Below are 20,085 nucleotides of genomic sequence, written 5' to 3'. Positions count from 1 at the left end.
AGGGCTGCGTTAGTTGGGTTTGTGTAGCTCTTCGGCCACCAGGTGTTCCATTTGGGCCGCTGCGGTGGGGTCTTTTTTGGCGATGAGCTCGAGTTCCACCGAAAGGGCCTCCAGCTCTTCCCCTCCGGCCATCATCTGCAGGAGCTGCTCCCGGGTGGTCTCGGCCTTCTTGAAGGTGCCGTAGCTTCTGCCCCGGTTGAGCACGGTAAAGGTATCCCCCACCGCCCAGGCGTGGTGCACGTTGTGGGTGATGAAAATCACCCCTAGGCCCCTCAGCTTGGCCTGCACGATGTACTTCAAAACCACCGCCGACTCCTTCACCCCCAAAGCCGAGGTGGGCTCGTCCAGGATGAGCACCTTGGCCCCAAAATAGACCGCCCTGGCAATCGCCACCGACTGCCGCTCACCCCCAGAAAGGGTGCCCACCGGCTGTTCGGGGTCGCGGATCTCGATGCCGATCTTGCGCAGCTCCTCCCGTGCCACCCGTGCGGCCAAGGCCGCATCGTAGAGGGTCAGGGGGCCCAGCTTTTTCTTGGGCTCCCGGCCCAGGAAGAAGTTCCGGCTGATGCTCATCAGGGGCAGCATGGCCAGGTCCTGGTAGACGGTGGCAATACCCCGCTCGAGGGCATCGCGCGGCGAACGAAAGACCACCGGCTCCCCTTCCAGCAGAATCTGCCCTTCGGAGGGGGGGTGCACCCCGGAGAGGGTCTTGATCAGGGTGCTCTTGCCGGCGCCGTTGTCCCCCAGCAAGCAGTGCACCTCTCCGGCGTAGACCTTCATGTCGATGTCCTTGAGCGCCACCACCGGCCCGAAGTATTTGCTCACCCTGCGCAGTTCGATTAGGGGGGTCATGCTCACCTCCGCACCTGCAAAGAGAGCCGGCGCAGGTAGTTGTTCAGGATGACGGCGCCCAGGATCATGCCCCCCACCATCACCTTGAACCAGTCCAGGTCTATGTTGGTGTACACGATGCCCTGCTGCACGATGGCCAGAATCAAAGCCCCAATGCCCGCCCCAATTACCGAGCCATAGCCTCCGGTGAGCAGGCAGCCCCCAATCACCGCTGCGGCGATGGCCTCGAGCTCCTTGCCCTGCCCCTGGAGCACGTTGGCCGAGCCCAGCCCCATGACCTGGATAGTGGCCAGCAGGGTGGCTGCAGCGGCGGTGAGCATGAAGAGGGTAATCTTGACCCGCCGCACCGGCACCCCCACGTTCCGGGCTGCGTTGGCATCGCCTCCGGCTCCAAAAATCCAGTTGCCAAAAGGGGTGCGCAGCAGCACGAAGCTGAGCACCGCCGTCGTTCCCAGCCACCACCAGACCGCTGCCGGCAACCCCAGAAGCGAGCCGGTGAAGAGCTGGGCGAAGGGGTCGGCGGCGATTTTCTCGTTGAGCCCGGAGACGATGGTCAGTTTGGTGATGAGCTTGGTAAAGCCGATGTTGGCCCCCGCCAGGATGAACATCATGGCCAGGGTCACGATGAAGCTGGGCAGGCCCGTGCGCATAACCAGGTAGCCGTTCAGGTAGCCGACGAGAAGGGCGAAACCCAGGGTTACAAGAAAAGCCAAGGAAAGGGGCAGATTGCCATAGCTAGGGTGGGCCAGGAGGGCTAGGCTGATAGCAGCCACCCCGATCATAGAGCCCACCGAGAGGTCGAACTCCCCAGCAATCATCAGCAGCGCCACCGCCGAGGCCAGGATGCCGAGCTGGGCGGCGACCTCGAGGTAGTTGCGTGTGCCGTCCCAAGAGAGAAAGCCGCTGCCTCCTGCCGCCAGGGCAAAAAACGCGAACACCACCACCAGCCCAGCGATAGAGCCTAGCTCTGGGCGGAGCAAAAGCCGCTGCCAACGGCTCAGAGATCGTTCGTGCTGTACCTTAACCGCCATCGTTTGCCTCGAGGAGGGACTCCCGGACTTACCCCGGGAGTCCCGCGGGTTGGAGGTCTAGGAGGTTTTAGCGGATGCCTCGTTTGGAGAGCTCTATCACCTGGGCAGCGTTCTCGGGGGTCACAAAGCCCGGTCCGGTCATAATCACCTTATTGGCCGGTAGTAACCCATACTTAACGTAGTTGTTCAGAATAATGATGGGCAGATAGCCCTGCAGCCACTGCTGCTGGTCGATGGCGAAGGCCATCTTCCTCTGCGAAAGCGCGGTCAGAACCGCCGGGGAGAGGTCGAAGGTACCAAAGGTAACCTTCTTGCCTTCCAGGGCCTGGAGCACCGGTTCGGCCGTAGTGGGGCCCAGGGTTAGCACCCCGTCGATGGTAGGGTCTCTTTGCAAGGCAGCCGCCACCGCATTGCGAATGCCAGTGGGGTCGCCGATTTTGACCGGAATCACGTTGGGCCTAATCCCCAGCCCATCGAAGAAGCCCTTGCAGCGCAGGTCAAGGGCCACGTTGCCCACCTCATGGTTCACGCAGATGGCGTTCTTGACACCGGCAGCCTTCATGCGCTGGCCCGCCCCCAGCCCGGCCTCGTATTCGGTCTGGCCCACGTGCACCAGCACCCCCAGGCTTTCGGCCACGTCCGAGCCGGAGTTCATGGAGACCACCGGGATACCGGCCCGCACAGCGGCGCGGATAGAACGCTCCAACGCTTTTCCGTCGGGAATCGAGACCACAATACCGCTGGGCCTCGAGGCCACCGCGGCATCAATGAGCTGGGCCATCCGCACCATGTCAAAGGTCTCGGGAGCACGGTATTCCACCCGGGCCCCGGTCTCCCTGGCCGCAGCCTCCACCCCGTTCTTTACCACAGACCAGAAGGGATCAGCGGCCTGTCCGTGGGAAACCACTACGATCCGCACTTGCTGGGCTAGGGCCAGACCCATACCCAGCGCCAACAGCATCGCCAGCCAGAGCTTTCTCATTGCGAAACCTCCCCTGCCGAGGGCTTGCCCCACTCCCGCGAAGGGGTGACCGGTGCTTCCTCGGCCTTGACCCTGGTTATCAGGTCACGGTCATTCTATGCGCGAGAAGTTTCGTTTGTCAAGTTTTTGTTTTCTAAACTCGGGGAAAAACGAAATTTATGCTTTCGTTTTGCTCAAGACTCCGGCTTGGCCTCCCGCCCCATCAGGCGGGAGAGCTCCTCTAGGGGGTTGGCCCCCAGATAGATGACCCGGTAGACCGCCTCGGTGATGGGCAGGTCGGCCCCGGTGGCCTGGTCCCAGGCGTGTAGAGCCTTCACGGTGTAGATGCCCTCCACCACCGACCTTTGCGCCTCGAGCTGGGCCAGGGTCTCCCCCCTGGCGATGCGCTCCCCAGCCCTGCGGTTGCGCGAGAGGGGGCTGTGGGCGGTGGCAATCAGGTCCCCCAGGCCCGAAAGACCCATGAAGGTGGCCTCCTGTGCACCCCATGCCACCCCAAAACGGACGATTTCCCGCAACCCCCGGGTAATTAGGGCGGCCTTGGCGTTGTCGCCCAGCCCCAGCCCATCCACCATCCCGGCGGCCAGGGCAATCACGTTCTTAAGGGCCCCCCCCAGCTCCACCCCGATCAGGTCCGAGGAGGTGTAGACGCGGAAGCTGGGGCCGCTGAAGACCTGCTGCACCGCCTGGGCCAGCGAGGGGTCGTGCGAGGCCACCACCGCCGCGGCGGGAAGGAAGCGGGCCACCTCCTCGGCCAGGTTAGGGCCCGAGAGCGCCGCCAGTCGCTTTACCCCTGTGGCCGCCTCGATGACCTGGGTCATCCGCAGCAGGTGATGCTCGCCGTAGTGGAGCCCCTTCACCACCGATAAATAGGCCGGGGCTGGGGGCAGGGCTTCCAGGGTAGCGCGCAAGGCCCTGGAGGGCACCGCCACCACCGCAAACTGGGCCTGGGCCAGGGCCTCCTCGGCCTCGGCGGTGGGGTAGAGGGTTTTGGGGAAGGGAACCCCGGGCAGGTACTCGCGGTTTTGCCGCTCCTCCTGCATGGCGCGGGCGTGCTCCTTTCGGCGGGTCCATAGGTAGACAGGGGTTCCCTTCGAGGCAGCCAGCAGGGCCAGCGCGGTGCCCCAGGCGCCGGCCCCTAGCACCGCGATGGGACTGGCGTCGGGGTGGGCCTGGGGGTGGGGTTGGGGAAGGGGGGTGGGGTAGGGCATGCGACCGCCTCAACTTACCCAATCCCAGGCCCAGCCGGCTAGGGGCGCATCAGCACCAGGATGGAGAAGGCCTCGTACCAAGCCCCCAAAAGCAGGAAGAAAGCCCCCAGGTAGACCGTGAGGGCCAAAGCCCGCAGGCCGGCCCGGTAGCCCTCACCCCGCAGGGTTTTGAGCATCAGCACCATACCGCCAAAGGTGGCCAGGATGTAGGCCTGAAGCTCTATCACGATGGTGGGCAGGTGGAGCAGGTAGTTGACGAGAGGCAGGGCCACCGGGCTCAGGGCGAAGCCCAGCACGAAGTAGCGCGCCGCGTTGATGAGGAGGGCGGGGATGCCCAGTAGCAGCCCGGGGACCGCGGTGGTGAGCAGGAGGCCATTGGTGAGGTTCCAGTAGAAGATTACGGCGGCCAGGCCCAGCACCCCGCTGCCCAGGGCCTTTCCAAGGCCGATCTGCTCCAGGGCGCCCCCCACCAGCTCCTGGGTTAGCCGGACCAGCTGGGGATTGGCGTAGGCCACCAGCCCCCCCAAAGCAAAGAGGCCGTAGAGGCCCAGGTTGGTGCCCACATAAAGGCCCCAGTGCCGCCGCACCACCGCCCAGCCCTCGGCCCACCAGCGGGCCAGGCTGTTGTTGCCCCGCAGCGCCAGGAGCCAGCCCAGCGATAAAGCGGCCAGGAGGGCCCCCGCCAGGGGGCTTCGCAGCCAGCCGGGAAGAAGACCCCCTTCGGGGCTGAAGCCAATCCGGGTTACCTCGCCGTTGCGGAGGACAACCCGCACCTCGCCCCCACGCCCGCCCGCGGTGGCGGGGAAGCGGACCAGGCTGCCTTGCGGGGTGGTTTCCTCCAGGGGTTCGTCCAGGTTCACCGCCAGGTCCCCAGGGGGCTCGGGGAAGGCCAGACTGCGCTCCAGGAACTGGATGAGCTCCTCGGGCGACTGGGCAGAGGGGTTCACCCGGTATTTTCCTGCCCGCCAGTCTTCCACCGCTTGGCGGGCAAGCTCCACGTTGGGCTGGGCTAGGGCCAGCCCCAGGAGGCTTACCGCCAGGGCGCACCACCGGATGACTCGAGCCAGGCTTCGCATCCCTTCTAGCCTACCTAAACTTCTTCTAGCGGAATACCCCTTTGGCAAAGCGGGCAGGAGGCGGGGGCGTAGGTGGGGAAGTCGAGCTCGAGAAGAGCCCGGAAGGGCACCCCGAACTCCGCCCGGCCCCCGCTGCGGTCCACAATGGCCCCCACCGCCACGCAGCGGGCCCCCTTGGCCTCGGCTGCCCGGATGGCCTGCTGCACCGAAGCGCCGGTGGTGACCACGTCCTCCACGGCCAGGAAGCGCTCGCCGGGGTGGATGGTGAGCCCCTCGCGCACCCGCATGCCCCCCATCCCGTCCTTCTCGGCAAACAACGCCCGCGCCCCCAGGGCCTTGGCGGTCACGAAGGCGAGCACCACCCCGCCCATGGCCGGGCCCACCACGAAGTCCACCGACAGTTCCTCGAAAAGACCGGCCAGGGCCTGGCCCACCGCCTCGGCGTAGAGGGGGTGTTGCAGCAGGGTGGTGCTTTGCAGGAACCTGGGCGAGTGCCGCCCTGAGCGCAGCAGGAAGTGACCCTCCAGTAAGGCCCCGGTCTTGCGGTAAAGCTCGAGCACGTCCACGGCCCTCATCCTAAAGCCGATGGATGCTTTTCACATGGGCCCCGTTGTGGAGCAAGGCGGTGAACAGCTCCCACAGATGGCCTGCCAGCTCGGGCTCGGTGGTGAGCTGTTCGAAGCGGAGGCAGGCTGCGTCGCCCGAGCCCAGCACGAAGGTGGGGGTTTCGCGCACCCCTAGTTCCCGCGCGCTTTCCAGATCGAAGGCGAGCTCCTGGCGCCGGACCTCTTCCTCCTCCAGGTCGGCCATGAACCGCTCCAGCTCCAGCCCTGCCCGAATGGCTGCCTCCACCAGGGTTTCCCCGTCGAGGGGGGCTTTTTCCTGGTGGTAGAGGCGAAAGAGGACCAGGGCGAAGCGTAGGTGGGCAGCCTTCCCCTGCTGACGGGCGGCATGGGAGGCCAGAAAGGCCTGCAGGGCCCCCGAGGCTTCCATCGAGTGGCGGAAGTGGCGCAGGGTCAGTTCCAGGCCAAGCCACCTTGCGGCATAGGCCAGCTCGAGCCCCCGCCACGCGTAGGGGCAGAGGTAGTCCAGGTAGATCTCGACCTGTTCCACCCTAGGCCCCGTGGTACTCGTAGCTGTAGGGACCCTCCAGCCCCAGCATCAGGTCCAGGTTCTGTACCGCAGCCCCCGAGGCCCCCTTGCCCAGGTTGTCGAAGCGGGCCACCAGCAGGGCCTGCTCCTGGGCAGGGTTCTCGAAGACGAAGAGCTCGAGCAGGTTGGTGCCGTTGAGGGCCTGGGGGTCGAGCACGGGGTGGTGCTGGCCGCAGGTCTCCAGGGGCATCACCCGGATGAAGCGCTGGTTCTTGTAGCGCTCTGCTAAAGCCTCGTGCAGCTCTGCCCCGCGCACCTTCTTAGGCAGGGCCCAAAGGTGCAGCGGGATAAAGTCCAGCATGCCCTGGCGGAAGCGGGCCACGCTGGGGGTGAAGATGGGGGGGCGCTTTAGGCCAGAGTACAGGGTCATCTCAGGGAGGTGCTTGTGGGCAAGCTCCAGGCCGTAGGCCCGGTAGTCGCCGGCCAGACGGTGTTCCCCCCGGCCCTCCATGGCCTCGATGAGCTGCCGGCCACCGCCCGAGTAGCCCGAGATGGCGTGGACCGAGATGGGGTGGTCGCGCGGCAGCAGGCCTGCATCCAACAGGGGACGCAGCAGGGCGATGACCCCGGTAGGGTAACAGCCGGGGTTGGCCACGAAGCGGGCCTGGCGGATGCGCCCGGGCTGGTCTGGGGCCAGCTCGGGAAATCCGTAGACCCAGCCCTCCGCCACCCGGTGGGCCGAGCTGGCGTCCAGGATGCGGGTCTCGGGGTTTTCCACCATCCGCACTGCAGCCCTGGCCTCCTCGTCGGGTAAGCAAAGGATGGCCACGTCGGCCTGGTTCAGAAGGCGCCTGCGCTCGGCGGGGTCCTTGCGCAGGGCTGGGGCTATGGAGATGAGTTCCAGGTCGGTGCGCCCCTCCAGCCGCCCGCGAATTTGCAGCCCGGTGGTGCCGGCTTCCCCATCGATGAAAACCTTGGGCTTCGGCATGGCTCCCCCTAGCCCAGCAGATGGTAGAGCAGGGCCTTCTGGGCGTGCAGGCGGTTTTCCGCCTGGTCAAAAACCCGCGACTTCCGGTGCAAAGTGGCCTCCTCCACCACCTCTTCCCCGTAGTGGGCCGGCAGGCAGTGGAGGAAGATGCCATCGGGGTCGATTCGCTCGAGCATGGCCGGGGTGACCTGGAAGCCGGCGAAGTCCTTGACCTTGCGCCTTTGGCTGGCCTCGGCCTCCTGCCCCATGGAGACCCAGACGTCGGTGTAGAGCACCTGCGCGCCCTCCACTGCGGCCTGGGGGTCGTGGGTTAGGGTTACGTCGGCCCCGAGCTTGAGGGCCTCCATGTAGATCACCGCGTTGGGTTCGTAGCCGCGCGGGGTGGCGATGGTGAGCTTGACCCCCGAGAGCACCGCGCACTGGATGTGGGCGTTGGCCATGTTGTTGCCGTCGCCGATGTAGGTCACCCGCAGGCCTTTGGTGCTGCCGAAGTGCTCCTCTATAGTCTGGTAGTCGGCCAAGAGCTGCACCGGGTGCAAAAGGTCCGACAGCCCGTTGATGACCGGTTTAGAGGAGTAGCGGGCCAGCTCCTCCAGGGTGGAGTGGAGGTAGACCCGGGCCATGATGGCGTCCACCCAGCGCTCGAGGTTGAGCGCGATGTCCCGCACGGGCTCGCGGGTGCCCAGGCCAATCTCGGCGTTGGTCAGGTTGATGGCGTGTCCCCCGAGCTGGTTCATGGCCACCTCAAAGGTGGTGCGGGTGCGCAAGGAGGGCTTCTCGAAGATCATGGCCAGGGTTTTTCCCTCCAGCGGGCGCAGGCCCCGGAAGGCCCCCCGCTTCATGGCGTGGGCGGTGTCCAGCACGGCCCGGTACTCAGCAGGAGAAAGGTCAAGGTTGGAAAGAAAGTCGCGGCCCTTGGCCACAGGTTCTGGGATTTTTACCACGGGTCGCCTCCCTGCGGTGCATAAACAAGCACCGGTAGGGCTTGATTATACGCGAGTCTTCTTCGTGCAAAAAGCTAAAGAAATGCTAAACTTTGGGGGCTGGGGCTTGTACTAGCATTGGGCCAGGGCAGTCGGGTCCCATGCCGCTGTCTTTTCTGGCCGCGCCTAAAGTGCCCTTTACCGGAGTCCCATGCGCCCGTTCGATTAGCCCTGCATAGTGGTGGGACGATGCGGAGTCTGGTATTGGCCTTTGTGTTGGCGCTGGCACCCCTGCCCAATCTGCCTAGCATTCCCTCGGGAAGTGAGATTCGGGTGGTATCCCCTGACCTTCTGACGGTATATGTGGTCTGGCAGGTGGAGCAGCGCAACCTGGTTCTGCAGAGCAAGGTGGCTGCGCCGGCCAACCGCGAGGTCCGGGTGCTCTTCCGGGTGGATGGGGGTTATCGCCCTCCGTACAATGGGATTACGACCCCCAACGGGGATGTGGTCCTCCTGCTCCAAGGAGAGCGCGTCAGCCTGAGCGAGCTTCTGACCCGCATCTATCGTTTGAACCTGCCTGAGGGGCGGGTTTTGCCGGAGGTCCGATGAAACGCATTCTGCTCATAGAGGACGACCCTGAGATCGCCCACCTGCTGCAGCTCGAGCTGGGCGAGGCCGGCTTTGCGGTGGACTGGGCCCCAGGGGGGATGCCGGGTCTGGTCCGCCTGCGCGAGGCGGTGCCCGACCTGGTAATCCTCGACCTGGGCCTGCCCGACCTGGACGGGGGCGAGGTGGCCCGGCGCATCCGGGCGGGCTATGAGGTGCCCATCATCGTGCTCACCGCAGCCGACGCGGTGGAGCGCAAGGTGAGCCTGCTTTCAGACGGAGCCGATGACTACATCGTCAAGCCCTTCCACCCGGCCGAGCTTCTGGCCCGCATCCAGGTGCAGCTCCGCCACCGCGAAGGGGGGGAGCAGGTGAGCGTCGGGGGGTTGGAGGTCCACATCTCCAAGCGCCAGGTTTTCTTCGAGGGGCAGGAGATCCGGCTTTCGCCCAAGGAGTTCGAGCTGCTCTCGCTGCTGGCCAGCCGGGCGGGCAAGGTCTTCAGCCGCCAGGAGATCGAGGAGCATCTGTGGGGGCGGCAGCTCGAGCGCGACTCCAACGTGGTAGACGTGCACATCGCCAACCTCAGGGCCAAGCTGCGCGAGGCCGGTGCTTACGGCTACCTGCGTACCGTGCGAGGGGTGGGCTACGCCCTGCGCCAGCGGGACGCGGAATGAGCCTGGGCCCCACAGGTAGCGCATGTCCTTCCGTGCTCGCCTCATCCTGGCCTATGCAGTCCTTTGGGTGCTGATTCTGGCCCTTACCCTGGGCATCGCGGTATACAGCGTAAACTTTGGGCTATACGGCCAGGTCGAGCGCACGCTTCTGCGCTACGTGAGCGAGGTGGCCGAGCTTTACGCCTCGGGCCGGGCGGGGGAGATCAGCCTGCCCCGCTCGGGGCCGGTGGTGGTTAGCTTTTACACCCTGGAAGGGGAGCTCCTTGTGGCCCCCTCCCCCGAGTTCGACCAGCGGGTGCCCAAGCCCTACATCCGCGCCGCCAGCACCACCCCCAAGCCCTACTACGCCCCTTACTTCATGGCCGCCTACCAGGCCATCCCCGGGGCGGTGGTGGTGGTAAGCCAGGATACCCGCTACATCGAGGCCATCTCGGCCACGGTGCGCACGGCGTTGGTCCAGGGCATGGCCTTTTTGCTGCCGGTGGGGGCCCTCTTGATTGTGCTGGCGGCACAGCTCTCGCTCATCCCTCTGCACCGCGCGGCCTCGGAGGTGGAGCGCCGGGGACCCAGGAACCTCGAGCCCATCTACTACGCCGGTCCCAAGGACGACCTGGGGGTGATGGTAGAGAAGGTCAACGACCTCCTGCGCGAGCTGAAGGAGGCCCAGGAGAGGGAGCGGGCCTTCTTGGCCGAGGTCTCCCACGAGCTGCGCACGCCCCTGACCTCGCTGAATGGCTACCTCGAGCGGCTTTCGCGCAACCCCCAGGACAGCGAGATGCTCGAGCGGGCCCGCAAGATTGCGGCCCATACCGCGCGCATGGTGCAGGACCTGCTGGCTTTGGCCCGCGGCGAGGCCGAACGCACCGTCAATCCCCACATCATCCACCTGGGCGAGCTGCTGCGCCAGGCGGTGGGGGAGTACCCTGGGGTGCGGCTCAGGATGCCCCCCCGCTTTCCTGAGGTGCTGGGTGACCCCGACCGGTTGCTGCAGCTCGCGCGCAACCTGATCGCCAACGCGGTGCGGGCCGCGGGCAGCCCGGAGAAGGTGGAGGTGCGGGTTTGGACGGTGAAGGAGCCCACCGACAACCCCCCTGACCCCTACGAGTCGGCCGATGAGGCCCGCACCACCTCCACCCCCGAGACCCGCCTGCCCAAGCAGCCTTGGGCGGCCTTTGCGGTCATCGACCAGGGGCCGGGGATTCCTCCTGAGCTGATGCCCCGCCTCTTCACCCGCTTTGCCCGGGGGCCCGAGGGGGGCACGGGGCTGGGGCTGGCCATCGCCAAACAGATTGCCGAGGCCCACGGGGGCGAGATCCGCGTGGCCAGCCGCCCCGGTGAGACCCGCTTCACGGTGTTCCTGCCGCTTTTGCCGGAGGAGGAGTGAGGCCATTTGTTTTTTGGCGAAGGCTTTCGTATGCTTGCGCTATGCCCTCCCTCGAGGCCACCCTGCGCCACCAGGAGATCCTCAAGGCCCTGCGGCAGGAGGGCCGGGTGGTGGTGGGGCATCTGGCCCAGCGCTTTGGCGTCTCAGCGGTTACGGTACGCACCGATTTGGAGTACCTAGAGCGCCAGGGGCTGCTGCGCCGCACCCGAGGGGGGGCGGTGCCGGCCGAGGCCAAGCGCTTTGAGCTGCCGCTGGAGGAGACCCGGCAGGTGCACGCGCGGGAGAAGGAGAGCATAGGCCGCTACGCTGCCGGCCTGGTGCGCGACGGCGAGACCATAATCCTGGACGTGGGCAGCACCACCACCGAGCTGGCCCGGGCCCTCTCGCCGGGGCTCAGGAATGTGGTGGTTATCACCAGCGCTCTCAATATCGCCCTTCTGCTCGAGGCCCACCCTGGCCTTACGGTGATTGTCACGGGGGGCACCCTGAGGCCGCTGCAGCACTCGCTGGTGAACCCCTACGGCACCCTTCTGCTCAAGGAGATCAACGCCGACAAAGCCTTCATCGGTTGCAACGGGGTGCACCCCGAGAAGGGCTTCACCAACACCAACCTGCAGGAGGCCGAGATCAAGCGGGCCATGATAGAGGCAGCCCGCGAGACCATTGTGCTGGCCGACCACAGCAAGCTGATGCAGGTGGCCGCGGCCCGCATCGCCCCTTTGGGGGCGGCCTCGATGCTGGTCACCGACCGCAGGGCCAAGGACGAGGACCTGGTGCGCCTGCGCGAGGCGGGGCTCGAGGTGGCGGTGGCCCCCAGGGAAAGCGAAAGTAAAAGAAAAAAATAGCAACTATTGACAAGTCAAAAGAAACCCCCTTAGACTGCCTTTGAACCTTTGACCGGGAAACCAAAGCCGGTACGTTGGCCGCGCGCCACCCCGGAACGAGGTTTTTTAGGGAGGAAGGCATGAGGCGAATACTGGTTTTAGGTACGGCCCTGGCCTTTTCGCTGGCCGCGGCCCAGCCGCTGCAGGGGAACCCCAACCTGCGGGGGGAGATTACGGTCTGGAGCTGGGATATTGCAGCCAAGGCCCTGGAGGCCAACATCCCCGGTTTTAACCGGCTTTTCCCCAACGTCAAGGTTACGGTGCTGGACCTGGGCAACCAGGCGGTGTACGACCGGGGCCTGGCCGGTTGCGCGGCGGGTGGGGGTGATTTGCCCGATGTGTACTCGGTGGAGAACAACGAGGCCGAGGTCTTCTGGGCCCGCTTCCCCAACTGCTTCACCGACCTCAACACCCTGCAGCCCGCGGCTTCCACCCTGCGCAGCCTTTTCCCGGCCTTCAAATGGACCGAACTCACCGTGGGCAACCGGATCTACGCCATCCCCTGGGACTCGGGCCCGGTGGTGATGTTCTACCGTCGGGACATCTACAGCCAGGCCGGGGTGAACCCCAACACCATCCGCACCTGGGACGACTTTATCGCCGCTGGGCGGAGGATTGGGGCTGCCACCAACAACCGGGTCAAGGTGGGGGTGATTGCCAACGGCCAGGACGACGAGTGGTTCCGCATGCTGGCCAACCAGAACGGCTGCTTCTACTTCAACAATGAGGGCACCGCGGTTACGGTAAACCAGCCGGGCTGCGTGACCGCGTTGGAGACGGTCAAGCGGCTCATTGACGCCGGAATCGTGCTGCAGGGAGGCTGGAACGAGCAGATTCAGGCCATCAAGGCTGGCACCGTGGCCACCAGCATGTTCGGGGCCTGGTATGAGGGCACCATCCGCTCCAACGCCCCCGAGCAGAGCGGCAGGTGGGGGGTCTACCCCATGCCGGCCTCCCGCCCCGGAGGGGTGCGGGCCGCCAACCTGGGCGGTTCGGCCCTGGCCATCCCGGCCTCGTCGCGCAACAAGGAGGCGGCCTGGGCCTTTGTGCGCTACGCCCTGGCCACCACCGAGGGGCAGATCACCATGCTGAGGCAGTACGGCCTGGTGCCCTCGCTGCTCGCAGCCACCCGCGACCCCTACGTGCAGCAGCCCCAGCCCTACTGGGGGAACCAGCGCATCTGGCAGGTAGTCCTGGGCACCTTGGGCAGCGTGCCCGCGGCCCGCGGTACGCAGTTCTTCCAGGAGGCCCGCGCCATCATGGTTAAGGTCCAGGCCGACTACGTGGCCGGGCGCTTCCCCAATGCCAAGGCCGCCCTTGACGCGGCGGCCCAGCAGATCTCGCAGGCCACGGGTCTGCCCATCGCCCGATAGCCCCACGCCGCTGGGGGTGAGGACCGCCTCACCCCCTTTTTTGGAGCCCGCGTGAAGCCCGGAGCCACCCCCTACCTGTTCTTGCTGCCCTACCTGGTCATCTTCGCCCTGTTCTGGGCCTGGCCCATTCTGGACTCGCTGTTGCTTTCCTTCCAGAACACCCGGGTCTATCCCCCAGTGTGGGACCCAGGTGTTAACTGGGGCCGCATCCTGCGGGACGCGGCCTTCTGGGATGCCCTGCGCAACACGCTGCTCATCCTGGTTATCCAGGTGCCGCTGATGCTGGCCCTGGCTACCATGCTGGCGCTGGCGCTCAATTCGCAGCTTCTCAGGGCTCGAGGCTTCTTTCGCTTCGCCTTCTTTGCCCCGGTGGTGGTGGGGGCAGTGGCCTACTCGGCGGTCTTTCGTCTTCTCTTCAACCCAAACGGGGCGGTGAACGCGGCGCTGGGGCTCGAGTTCAACTGGCTTTTTGACCCGGTGGGGGCGATGGTGGTCATCATCGTGGCCCTGACCTGGCGCTGGACCGGCTACAACGCCATCATCATCCTGGCCGGGTTGCAGAACATCCCCAAAGAGCTCTACGAGGCCGCCGAGATAGACGGGGCCAGCCCCTGGCAGCAGTTTTGGCGGATTACCCTGCCCAGCCTGCGGCCGGTGCTCCTGTTTTGCCTGGTGCTCTCCATCATCGGCACGCTACAGCTTTTTACCGAGCCCTGGCTCATCACCAACGGCGGCCCCGGTACGGCCACCACCACCCTGGGAGTTTATCTTTACCGCCAGGGCTTTCAGAACATCAACTTCGGCTACGCTTCAGCCATCGCCTATGTTATCACCCTGCTGGCGCTGGTCTTCTCCCTTATTCAGCTCAGGATGTTCGGGAGGGAGCCATGAAGCGGCGCTTTTGGCAGGGCCTGGCCTTGCACCTCTTCCTCACTCCGCTGGCCCTTTTGTGGTTGGCCCCTTTGTGGCTGATGCTGGTCTTTTCCACCCACCCCGAGACCGCCATCTTCAGTACCCCCACCCCCTTGCTCCCGGGCGACCGTTTCTGGGCCAACCTGCAGAACCTGCAGGCCGACACCAATTTTTTGCGCGCCCTTTTCAACAGCGTGGCGGTCTCGAGCCTCTACACCCTGCTCTCGCTGGTGCTCACCAGCCTGGCGGGCTACGCCTTTGCCCGCTTTCAGTTCTTCGGGAAGGGCCTGCTTTTCTCGCTGGTCATCGCCACCCTCACCATCCCCTACTTCGCGGTGGTGATCCCGCAGTTCATCCTGGTCGCCCGCGAGGCCAAGACCCTGCTGGCGCTTTTCATAGGCATGGGGGTGTTTGGGGGGGTGGCCGTGCTGTTGGCCTGGCTGCGCTTTTCCCCTGGGCTTAGCCGCTGGCTTTGGCTGGGCTATCTTACAGCGGCTTTAGCCTATTTGTTCTGGGGAGTGCCGGCGCTGCGTGAGGCCCTGAGCTTCGACTTCCGTCTGACCAATACCTACTGGGCGGTCATCCTGCCCGCTTTGGCCAACAGCCTGGGGGTTTTTTTCATGCGGCAGAACTTCTTAAGCCTACCCCAAAGCCTCCTGGAGGCAGCCCGGATTGACGGGGCCAGCGAGCTGCGCATCTTTTTCCGCATTGCCCTGCCGCTGGTGCTCCCGGCCATGGCCGCTCTGGCCATCATCCTCTTCCTTTCTGCCTGGAACGACTATCTCTGGCCTTTGCTGGTGCTCTCGGACAAAAACATGCAGACCGCCCCGGTGGCCCTGGGCTCGCTCATCGGCCTGACCCGGGTTTCCTGGGGCGGCATCATGGTGGGCGCGGTGCTGACCACTCTTCCCTTCCTCATCCTCTTTCTCTTCCTGCAGCGCTACTTCATCGCGGGCATCACCGCGGGCGGGGTGAAGGACTGAGCCTGCCTGGAGTCTTGTATGCTGGGCGTTTGCTACTATCCCGAACACTGGCCCCGAGAGCGCTGGGCCGAGGACGCCGCGCGGATGCGGGAGCTGGGTCTTCGCTATGTTCGCATCGGCGAGTTCGCCTGGAGCCGCATAGAGCCCGAGCCCGAACGGCTCGAGTGGGCCTGGCTGGACGAGGCCATCGAGACCCTGGGCCAGGCCGGCCTCAAAGTGGTGCTGGGCACCCCTACCGCCACCCCGCCTAAATGGCTGGTGGACCGGTACCCCGAGGTCCTGGGCTACGATATCTATGGCCGCCCCCGCAGGTTTGGCTCGCGCCGCCACTACACCTTCAGCAGCCGTGCCTACCGCGAGCAGGCCCGCCGCATCGTGACCCTCTTGGCCCAGCGCTACGGCCAGAACCCCTACGTAGCCGGCTGGCAGACCGACAACGAGTACGGCTGCCACGACACCACCCGCAGCTATGGTCCTGAGGACCTGCGCGCTTTCCGCCTCTGGCTAGAGGAGCGCTACGGCCAGATCGAGGTCCTGAACGAGGCCTGGGGCAACGTCTTCTGGAGCATGGTCTACCGCTCTTTCGACGAGGTTGAGCTGCCCAACCAGACCGTGACCGAGGCCAACCCCGCCCACTGGCTGGACTTTTACCGCTTCAGCTCCGACCAGGTGGTGGCCTTCAACCGGATGCAGGTGGAAATTCTGCGGGCTCATGCCCCCGGGCGCTTTATCCTGCACAACTTCATGGGCTACACCCCGGACTTCGACCACTTCAAGCTGGCCAAGGACCTCGACATTGCGGGCTGGGATAGCTATCCGCTGGGCTTTACCGACATGGACGTGCTGCCTTGCAGCGAGGAGGAGAAGCGCCGCTACGCCCGCACCGGCCATCCCGACATGGCCGCCTTCCACCACGACCTCTACCGTGGGGTGAAGCCCCGTTGGTGGGTGGTGGAACAGCAGCCGGGTCCGGTGAACTGGGCCCACCACAACCCCTCCCCGGCCCCCGGCATGGTGCGGCTTTGGACGTGGGAGGCCTTTGCCCACGGGGCTGAGGTGGTGAGCTACTTCCGCTGGCGCCAGTTCCCCAAGGCCCAGGAGCAGTTCCATGCCGGGCTAAACCGGCCCGACTTTCTGCCGGATGTGGGCTTTTTCGAGGTGCAGAGGCTGGCCCGGGAGCTGGCCGCCCTACCCCCCCTACCCCCCTCCGACCCGGCCCCGGTGGCCCTGGTTTTCGATTACGAGGCCGACTGGGTCTACCGCATCCAGCCCCAGGGCCAGGGCTTTGTGTACCGCGATCTGGTCTGGCGCTTCTACCAGGCTTTGCGCCGCTTGGGGCTGGACGTGGACTTTGTGCCGCCCGGGGCCAGCCTCAGGGCCTACAAGCTGGTGGTGGTGCCCAGCCTGCCCATTTTGCGCGAGGAGGCCCTGGCTGCCTTCCAGGAGGCCCCGGGCGTCCTGGTCTTTGGCCCCCGCACCGGCTCCAAGACCGAGTCCTTGGGTATATCCCCGGGTCTGCCCCCTGGACCCCTCCAGGCCCTGCTGCCCATCCGGGTCACCCGGGTGGAGAGCCTGCGGCCCGGGCTTTGGGAGCGGGTGGAGTGGGCTGGAAGGGACTGGCAGGCGGGGGTTTGGCGGGAATGGATAGAAAGCCCTCTTTTGCCGGAGGCCCGCTTTGCCGACGGGCGGGGGGCCCTCTATCACCACCAGCGCTACGGCTACCTGGCCTTCTGGCCGGAGCTGGATTTCCTCCAAAGCTACCTGGGCCAGCTGGCCGGACAGCTAGGGCTGCCGGTCCACCCCCTGCCCGAGGGGCTCCGCCTGCGGCGGCGGGGTGGGGTGGTCTTCGCCTTCAACTATAGCGACCGGCCCCAGCCCGTCCCGGCTCCCCGGGGGGCTCGCTTCCTCCTGGGCGGGCCGGTGGTGGCCCCCTATGATATAAGCGTTTTCGAGGGGTGAGGCCATGGAGCTGGGGGGGCTCGAGTTTTCGGTGCAGGCCGAGCGGGTGGAGGAAACCCTGGGGGGCTACCTGCTGCACGGGCGGAGCGTGCAGGTAGGGCACCCTTTTGGCCGTTCGATGTTTTTCAAGCACGGCTGGCAGAGCTGGAGCGAGGCGGCCTGGGTGAGCCTGCGGGAGAGTCCCAAGCCCATCCTGCCGCCTGAGCGCCGTCCCCAGTGCGACGATCCAGCCTATGCCCTTTCCCCGGTCCATGGGGGGAGCGGCCTGGGGGGGGTGGAGGGCTACGAGGGGCAGATGCTCTTTTTGGGAGCCCTGCGCCCAGGGGCCCGGGTGGAGGCCGACCGGCTTTTCCTGAAGGGCCAGGCCGAACACGATACCCCCTGGTTCCTGGCCTATGGAGCCCCGCAGGAGGTGCTGGGCCGCTACGCCGAGCTTTTGGCCACCACCCTGGGGGTGCGGCCGCAGGGTGCTGCCCCCAGGGTCTGGTGTAGCTGGTATGGCCACTACAGGGATATCTCCGAGGAGCGGCTTTTGCAGGTCCTGGCGGGGTTGCAGGGGCTGCCCTTCGAGGTTTTTCAGATAGACGACGGCTGGCAGCAAAACATCGGCGACTGGGAGCCCAACGCCAATTTCCCCTCCGGGATGAGCTTTCTGGCTCTCAGGGCCCAGGCCCAGGGCCTCATCCCTGGGCTTTGGCTGGCCCCCTTTATTGCCCGGCCCAGCTCCAGGCTCTTCCAGGCGCACCCCGACTGGTTTTTGCGCGACGAGCAGGGCGAGCTGGTGCTGGCGGGGAACAACTGGGGGGGCTACTATGCCCTGGATGTGACCCTGCCTGCTGTGCAGGACTGGCTTTATAGGCTAATCCAGACGGTGCGGGGCTGGGGGTTCCGATACCTCAAGCTCGACTTCCTGTTTGCCGCAGCCCTGCCGGGGAAGCGGCACCTCGAGCTTTCCCGGGAGGAGGCTTATCGAGAGGCTTTGCGCCTTATCCGCGAGGCGGCGGGCGAGGAGGTCTATCTGCTGGCCTGCGGTGCGCCCATCCTGGCCTCAATCGGGCTGGTGGATGGGCTGCGCATAGGGCCGGATGTAGCCCCTTACTGGGACAACGAGGACCGCAGGGTTTTCCTGCACGACCCCACCGGCCCCAGCGCCTACAACGCGCTGCGCACCAGCCTGCACCGGCTTTGGCTCAGGCCCCTGGTGCATACCGACCCCGATGTGGTCTTTTTCCGCAGCCGCTACAACCTGCTCACCCCGGCCCAGCGGGCTGTGCTGCAGGACCTGGCCTTGGTGGCTGGGTTCAAGGCCACCTCGGACCCGCCCGAGTGGCTGGATGGCGAGGAGCGGGAGGCGCTGCGGGCCTGGCTTCTGTATAGCCCGGCGGTCGAGCAAACCGGGCCTTACACCTTTAGCATCGACGGGCGCGAGGTGGACTTTTCGCGCTGGCTATAGCGGATGGGAGTATGACCCAGGTGAGTCTGCACAAGCGCGTCTACCGCAAAAAAGATGGTCGGATGCTCTACCTATACGGCCTAAAGCCCCACACCCTGCCTGCTTTGGAGGAGGGCGAGCTGGCCCAGGAGGCCCGCTCGCACGCCCGCTGGCATCCCTTGCGGCAGGAGTGGGTGGTTTTCGCCGCCAGCCGGCAGGGGCGCACCTTTTTGCCGCCCAAGGAGTTCGACCCCCTGGCTCCGAGCCGGCCCGGGGGCTTTCCCACCGAGATTCCCTTTGAGGACTTCGAGATTGCGGTGTTCCAGAACCGCTGGCCGGCCCTTTCCCCCAAGGCTGGGGAGCCCCCCCAGGACCTGCCCGTTCCCGTCCGCGATGCCAGGGGGGAGTGTGAGGTGGTGGTCTACACCCCTGAGGACACCGGCAGCCTGGCTACCCTGAGCTCTGAGCGGCGGGTGCTTCTGGTGGAGGTCTGGGCCGACCGCTATCGGGAGCTTTACGCCCGGGAGGCCATCCAGTTCGTCATGCCCTTTGAGAACCGGGGGGAGGCGGTGGGGGTGACGCTGCACCATCCCCACGGCCAGATCTACGCCTACCCCTGGATACCCCCCATCCTGCAACGGGAGCTCGAGGCCTTCCGGCAGGCCCCGGTTCTGCTCGAGCTCCTGCCCCACCTGGGGCCCTACACGGTCTGCGAGGACGAGCACACCCTGGCCTGCGTGCCGCCCTTTGCTCGCTACCCCTACGAGGTCTGGGTTTTTCCAAAGGCCTTCCGCCCGGGCCCCTGGGCCTTTACCCCAGCCGAGGTGCGGAGCCTGGCTTGGGCCCTGGGCCAGGTGGTGGGTAAGCTGGATGGGCTCTTCCAGCGGCCCATGCCCTACGTGATGGCCCTGCACGCAGCCCCCAAAGCGGCCGAGGGTTTCTTTCACTTCCACGTGGAGTTCTACCCCGCCTTGCGCACCGCTGATAAGCTCAAGTACCTGGCCGGCACCGAGGTGGCCGCCGGCACCTTCGCCATGGACGCCCTGCCCGAGGAGACCGCCCAGGCGCTAAGGGCGGTTCCCGTTGGCTGAGCGTGCGTTCCAGAGCTTGCGGGTGGTGATGATCTGGCCCGCGTGGTGCAGGGCGTGGGCGCCGATGTGGTCGAGTACGTAGATGGCCCGTACGCTGTGGGGGCCCACCTGTACCCGCCGCTCTAGGTCTTCGCTGCCGAGCCGCCGCAGGCCGATCCTGACCTGCTCCATCTGCTCGGCAAAGACCTGCAGCACCTCAGCAGGGGGCTCGCCGGTGGGGGCCAGCTCCTCGGGAGGGCGCTTTCGCAGGGCCGGGGGGATTTCCTGGCCTGTGCCCCGCAGGAAAAGCCGGTAGGAGGAGCCCCCAATATGCCGTATGAGGCCCCCAATGGGGTTGGCCTCTGGGGCCGGCACCCACCAGAAGCCCTCTGCGGGGAGGTCGCTGGCCCACTTCTGTACGATCTCCTCGACCTCCTCCAGGTTTCTCATCCAAACCGAGACCAGGCCGTGCACGCCCTCGATGTCGCCGCGCAGAAAAGGGGGGACTTCCACCATGCTTCTGATTGTAGCCTAGAGGCTGGTAAGAACCTATTCGAAACGAAGAAGGACAGTTATGTTTATAACATGAAGCGTAGACCGTACCCCTCGGATGTGAGCGATGAGGAGTGGGCCTTCGTGATGCCCTACCTGACCCT

20 protein-coding genes are annotated in these 20,085 nt (G+C 65.8%); 10 read left to right on the top strand and 10 right to left on the bottom strand.

The window, feature by feature from the left end; all coding sequences use genetic code 11:
• Positions 1-9: 9 nt before the first annotated feature.
• The 9 genes from DV704_RS06985 to argF all read right to left on the bottom strand — a co-directional run bounded on the left by DV704_RS06985 (position 10) and on the right by argF (position 8,152).
• On the bottom strand, positions 10-852 hold the full coding sequence (locus DV704_RS06985; RefSeq protein ID WP_114798866.1) for an ATP-binding cassette domain-containing protein: 843 nt from the start codon (positions 850-852) through the stop codon (positions 10-12).
• Between the two features lie 2 nt (positions 853-854).
• Complete coding sequence (locus DV704_RS06980; RefSeq protein WP_114798865.1) at positions 855-1,883, bottom strand: ABC transporter permease; 1,029 nt, start codon at positions 1,881-1,883, stop codon at positions 855-857.
• Between the two features lie 67 nt (positions 1,884-1,950).
• On the bottom strand, positions 1,951-2,865 hold the full coding sequence (locus tag DV704_RS06975) for a sugar ABC transporter substrate-binding protein (protein ID WP_114798864.1): 915 nt from the start codon (positions 2,863-2,865) through the stop codon (positions 1,951-1,953).
• Between the two features lie 173 nt (positions 2,866-3,038).
• Positions 3,039-4,073, bottom strand: coding sequence for an NAD(P)H-dependent glycerol-3-phosphate dehydrogenase (locus DV704_RS06970; RefSeq protein ID WP_114798863.1), 1,035 nt, complete (start codon positions 4,071-4,073; stop codon positions 3,039-3,041).
• A 38-nt stretch (positions 4,074-4,111) separates the two neighbouring features.
• On the bottom strand, positions 4,112-5,149 hold the full coding sequence (locus tag DV704_RS06965; RefSeq protein ID WP_114798862.1) for a stage II sporulation protein M: 1,038 nt from the start codon (positions 5,147-5,149) through the stop codon (positions 4,112-4,114).
• 14 nt (positions 5,150-5,163) lie between these two features.
• Entirely contained in the window at positions 5,164-5,715 is a 552-nt protein-coding gene (gene pyrE, locus DV704_RS06960) for an orotate phosphoribosyltransferase (RefSeq protein WP_114798861.1), read from the bottom strand.
• 10 nt (positions 5,716-5,725) lie between these two features.
• Positions 5,726-6,262 carry a DsbA family protein gene (locus DV704_RS06955; protein WP_114798860.1) on the bottom strand — a complete coding sequence of 179 codons (537 nt, stop codon included), beginning with the start codon at positions 6,260-6,262 and terminating at the stop codon, positions 5,726-5,728.
• A gap of 1 nt (position 6,263) precedes the next feature.
• Complete coding sequence (argC, locus tag DV704_RS06950) at positions 6,264-7,229, bottom strand: N-acetyl-gamma-glutamyl-phosphate reductase (protein WP_114798859.1); 966 nt, start codon at positions 7,227-7,229, stop codon at positions 6,264-6,266.
• 8 nt (positions 7,230-7,237) lie between these two features.
• The gene (gene argF, locus DV704_RS06945) at positions 7,238-8,152 is read right to left on the bottom strand and encodes an ornithine carbamoyltransferase (protein ID WP_233498279.1); all 915 of its coding nucleotides are present in this window, start codon (positions 8,150-8,152) and stop codon (positions 7,238-7,240) included.
• Positions 8,153-8,401: 249 nt separating this feature from the next.
• On the opposite strand from argF, the gene DV704_RS06940 reads away from it, so the two are divergent.
• The 10 genes from DV704_RS06940 (at position 8,402) to galT (ending at position 19,450) form a co-directional block, all read left to right on the top strand.
• Positions 8,402-8,761, top strand: coding sequence for a hypothetical protein (locus tag DV704_RS06940; protein ID WP_114798857.1), 360 nt, complete (start codon positions 8,402-8,404; stop codon positions 8,759-8,761).
• Positions 8,758-9,432 (top strand): response regulator transcription factor, encoded by a 675-nt coding sequence (locus tag DV704_RS06935; RefSeq protein WP_114798856.1) that lies wholly within the window; start codon positions 8,758-8,760, stop codon positions 9,430-9,432. Before DV704_RS06940 ends, DV704_RS06935 begins: the two co-directional genes overlap by 4 nt.
• Positions 9,433-9,454: 22 nt before the next feature.
• On the top strand, positions 9,455-10,816 hold the full coding sequence (locus tag DV704_RS06930) for a sensor histidine kinase KdpD (RefSeq protein ID WP_114798855.1): 1,362 nt from the start codon (positions 9,455-9,457) through the stop codon (positions 10,814-10,816).
• Positions 10,817-10,857: 41 nt separating this feature from the next.
• Positions 10,858-11,661 (top strand): DeoR/GlpR family DNA-binding transcription regulator, encoded by an 804-nt coding sequence (locus tag DV704_RS06925; RefSeq protein ID WP_114798854.1) that lies wholly within the window; start codon positions 10,858-10,860, stop codon positions 11,659-11,661.
• Between the two features lie 119 nt (positions 11,662-11,780).
• Positions 11,781-13,073 carry an ABC transporter substrate-binding protein gene (locus DV704_RS06920; protein WP_114798853.1) on the top strand — a complete coding sequence of 431 codons (1,293 nt, stop codon included), beginning with the start codon at positions 11,781-11,783 and terminating at the stop codon, positions 13,071-13,073.
• A gap of 51 nt (positions 13,074-13,124) precedes the next feature.
• Positions 13,125-13,964, top strand: a complete 840-nt coding sequence (locus DV704_RS06915) for a carbohydrate ABC transporter permease (protein WP_114798852.1) — start codon at positions 13,125-13,127, stop codon at positions 13,962-13,964.
• Positions 13,961-14,968: a carbohydrate ABC transporter permease gene (locus DV704_RS06910; RefSeq protein ID WP_114798851.1), complete on the top strand. Its 1,008-nt coding sequence runs from the start codon at positions 13,961-13,963 to the stop codon at positions 14,966-14,968. The genes DV704_RS06915 and DV704_RS06910 overlap by 4 nt, the downstream gene beginning before the upstream one ends.
• Positions 14,969-14,986: 18 nt before the next feature.
• Positions 14,987-16,927, top strand: a complete 1,941-nt coding sequence (locus DV704_RS06905; RefSeq protein WP_114798850.1) for a beta-galactosidase — start codon at positions 14,987-14,989, stop codon at positions 16,925-16,927.
• A gap of 4 nt (positions 16,928-16,931) precedes the next feature.
• Positions 16,932-18,380, top strand: coding sequence for a glycoside hydrolase family 36 protein (locus tag DV704_RS12455; protein ID WP_114798849.1), 1,449 nt, complete (start codon positions 16,932-16,934; stop codon positions 18,378-18,380).
• Between the two features lie 11 nt (positions 18,381-18,391).
• On the top strand, positions 18,392-19,450 hold the full coding sequence (galT, locus tag DV704_RS06895) for a galactose-1-phosphate uridylyltransferase (protein ID WP_199489953.1): 1,059 nt from the start codon (positions 18,392-18,394) through the stop codon (positions 19,448-19,450).
• Here the strand turns inward: galT and DV704_RS06890 are convergent.
• Positions 19,427-19,945 carry a DinB family protein gene (locus DV704_RS06890; RefSeq protein ID WP_233498278.1) on the bottom strand — a complete coding sequence of 173 codons (519 nt, stop codon included), beginning with the start codon at positions 19,943-19,945 and terminating at the stop codon, positions 19,427-19,429. The two genes, galT and DV704_RS06890, sit on opposite strands and share 24 nt — an antisense overlap.
• Positions 19,946-20,085: the final 140 nt, after the last annotated feature.

The sequence above is a fragment of the Meiothermus sp. QL-1 genome (assembly GCF_003351145.1).
In the GTDB taxonomy this organism is placed as follows: Bacteria; Deinococcota; Deinococci; order Deinococcales; family Thermaceae; genus Meiothermus.
This window is presented reverse-complemented; position numbering and strand designations above follow the sequence as displayed.

Coding starts and splice junctions, on each gene's coding strand:
- DV704_RS06985 (WP_114798866.1), bottom strand. CDS start 852: ATGACCCCCCTAATCGAACTGCGCAGGGTGAGCAAATACTTCGGGCCG.
- DV704_RS06980 (WP_114798865.1), bottom strand. CDS start 1,883: ATGGCGGTTAAGGTACAGCACGAACGATCTCTGAGCCGTTGGCAGCGG.
- DV704_RS06975 (WP_114798864.1), bottom strand. CDS start 2,865: ATGAGAAAGCTCTGGCTGGCGATGCTGTTGGCGCTGGGTATGGGTCTG.
- DV704_RS06970 (WP_114798863.1), bottom strand. CDS start 4,073: ATGCCCTACCCCACCCCCCTTCCCCAACCCCACCCCCAGGCCCACCCC.
- DV704_RS06965 (WP_114798862.1), bottom strand. CDS start 5,149: ATGCGAAGCCTGGCTCGAGTCATCCGGTGGTGCGCCCTGGCGGTAAGC.
- argC (WP_114798859.1), bottom strand. CDS start 7,229: ATGCCGAAGCCCAAGGTTTTCATCGATGGGGAAGCCGGCACCACCGGG.
- DV704_RS06940 (WP_114798857.1), top strand. CDS start 8,402: ATGCGGAGTCTGGTATTGGCCTTTGTGTTGGCGCTGGCACCCCTGCCC.
- DV704_RS06935 (WP_114798856.1), top strand. CDS start 8,758: ATGAAACGCATTCTGCTCATAGAGGACGACCCTGAGATCGCCCACCTG.
- DV704_RS06930 (WP_114798855.1), top strand. CDS start 9,455: ATGTCCTTCCGTGCTCGCCTCATCCTGGCCTATGCAGTCCTTTGGGTG.
- DV704_RS06925 (WP_114798854.1), top strand. CDS start 10,858: ATGCCCTCCCTCGAGGCCACCCTGCGCCACCAGGAGATCCTCAAGGCC.
- DV704_RS06920 (WP_114798853.1), top strand. CDS start 11,781: ATGAGGCGAATACTGGTTTTAGGTACGGCCCTGGCCTTTTCGCTGGCC.
- DV704_RS06910 (WP_114798851.1), top strand. CDS start 13,961: ATGAAGCGGCGCTTTTGGCAGGGCCTGGCCTTGCACCTCTTCCTCACT.
- DV704_RS06905 (WP_114798850.1), top strand. CDS start 14,987: ATGCTGGGCGTTTGCTACTATCCCGAACACTGGCCCCGAGAGCGCTGG.
- DV704_RS12455 (WP_114798849.1), top strand. CDS start 16,932: ATGGAGCTGGGGGGGCTCGAGTTTTCGGTGCAGGCCGAGCGGGTGGAG.
- galT (WP_199489953.1), top strand. CDS start 18,392: ATGACCCAGGTGAGTCTGCACAAGCGCGTCTACCGCAAAAAAGATGGT.
- DV704_RS06890 (WP_233498278.1), bottom strand. CDS start 19,945: ATGGTGGAAGTCCCCCCTTTTCTGCGCGGCGACATCGAGGGCGTGCAC.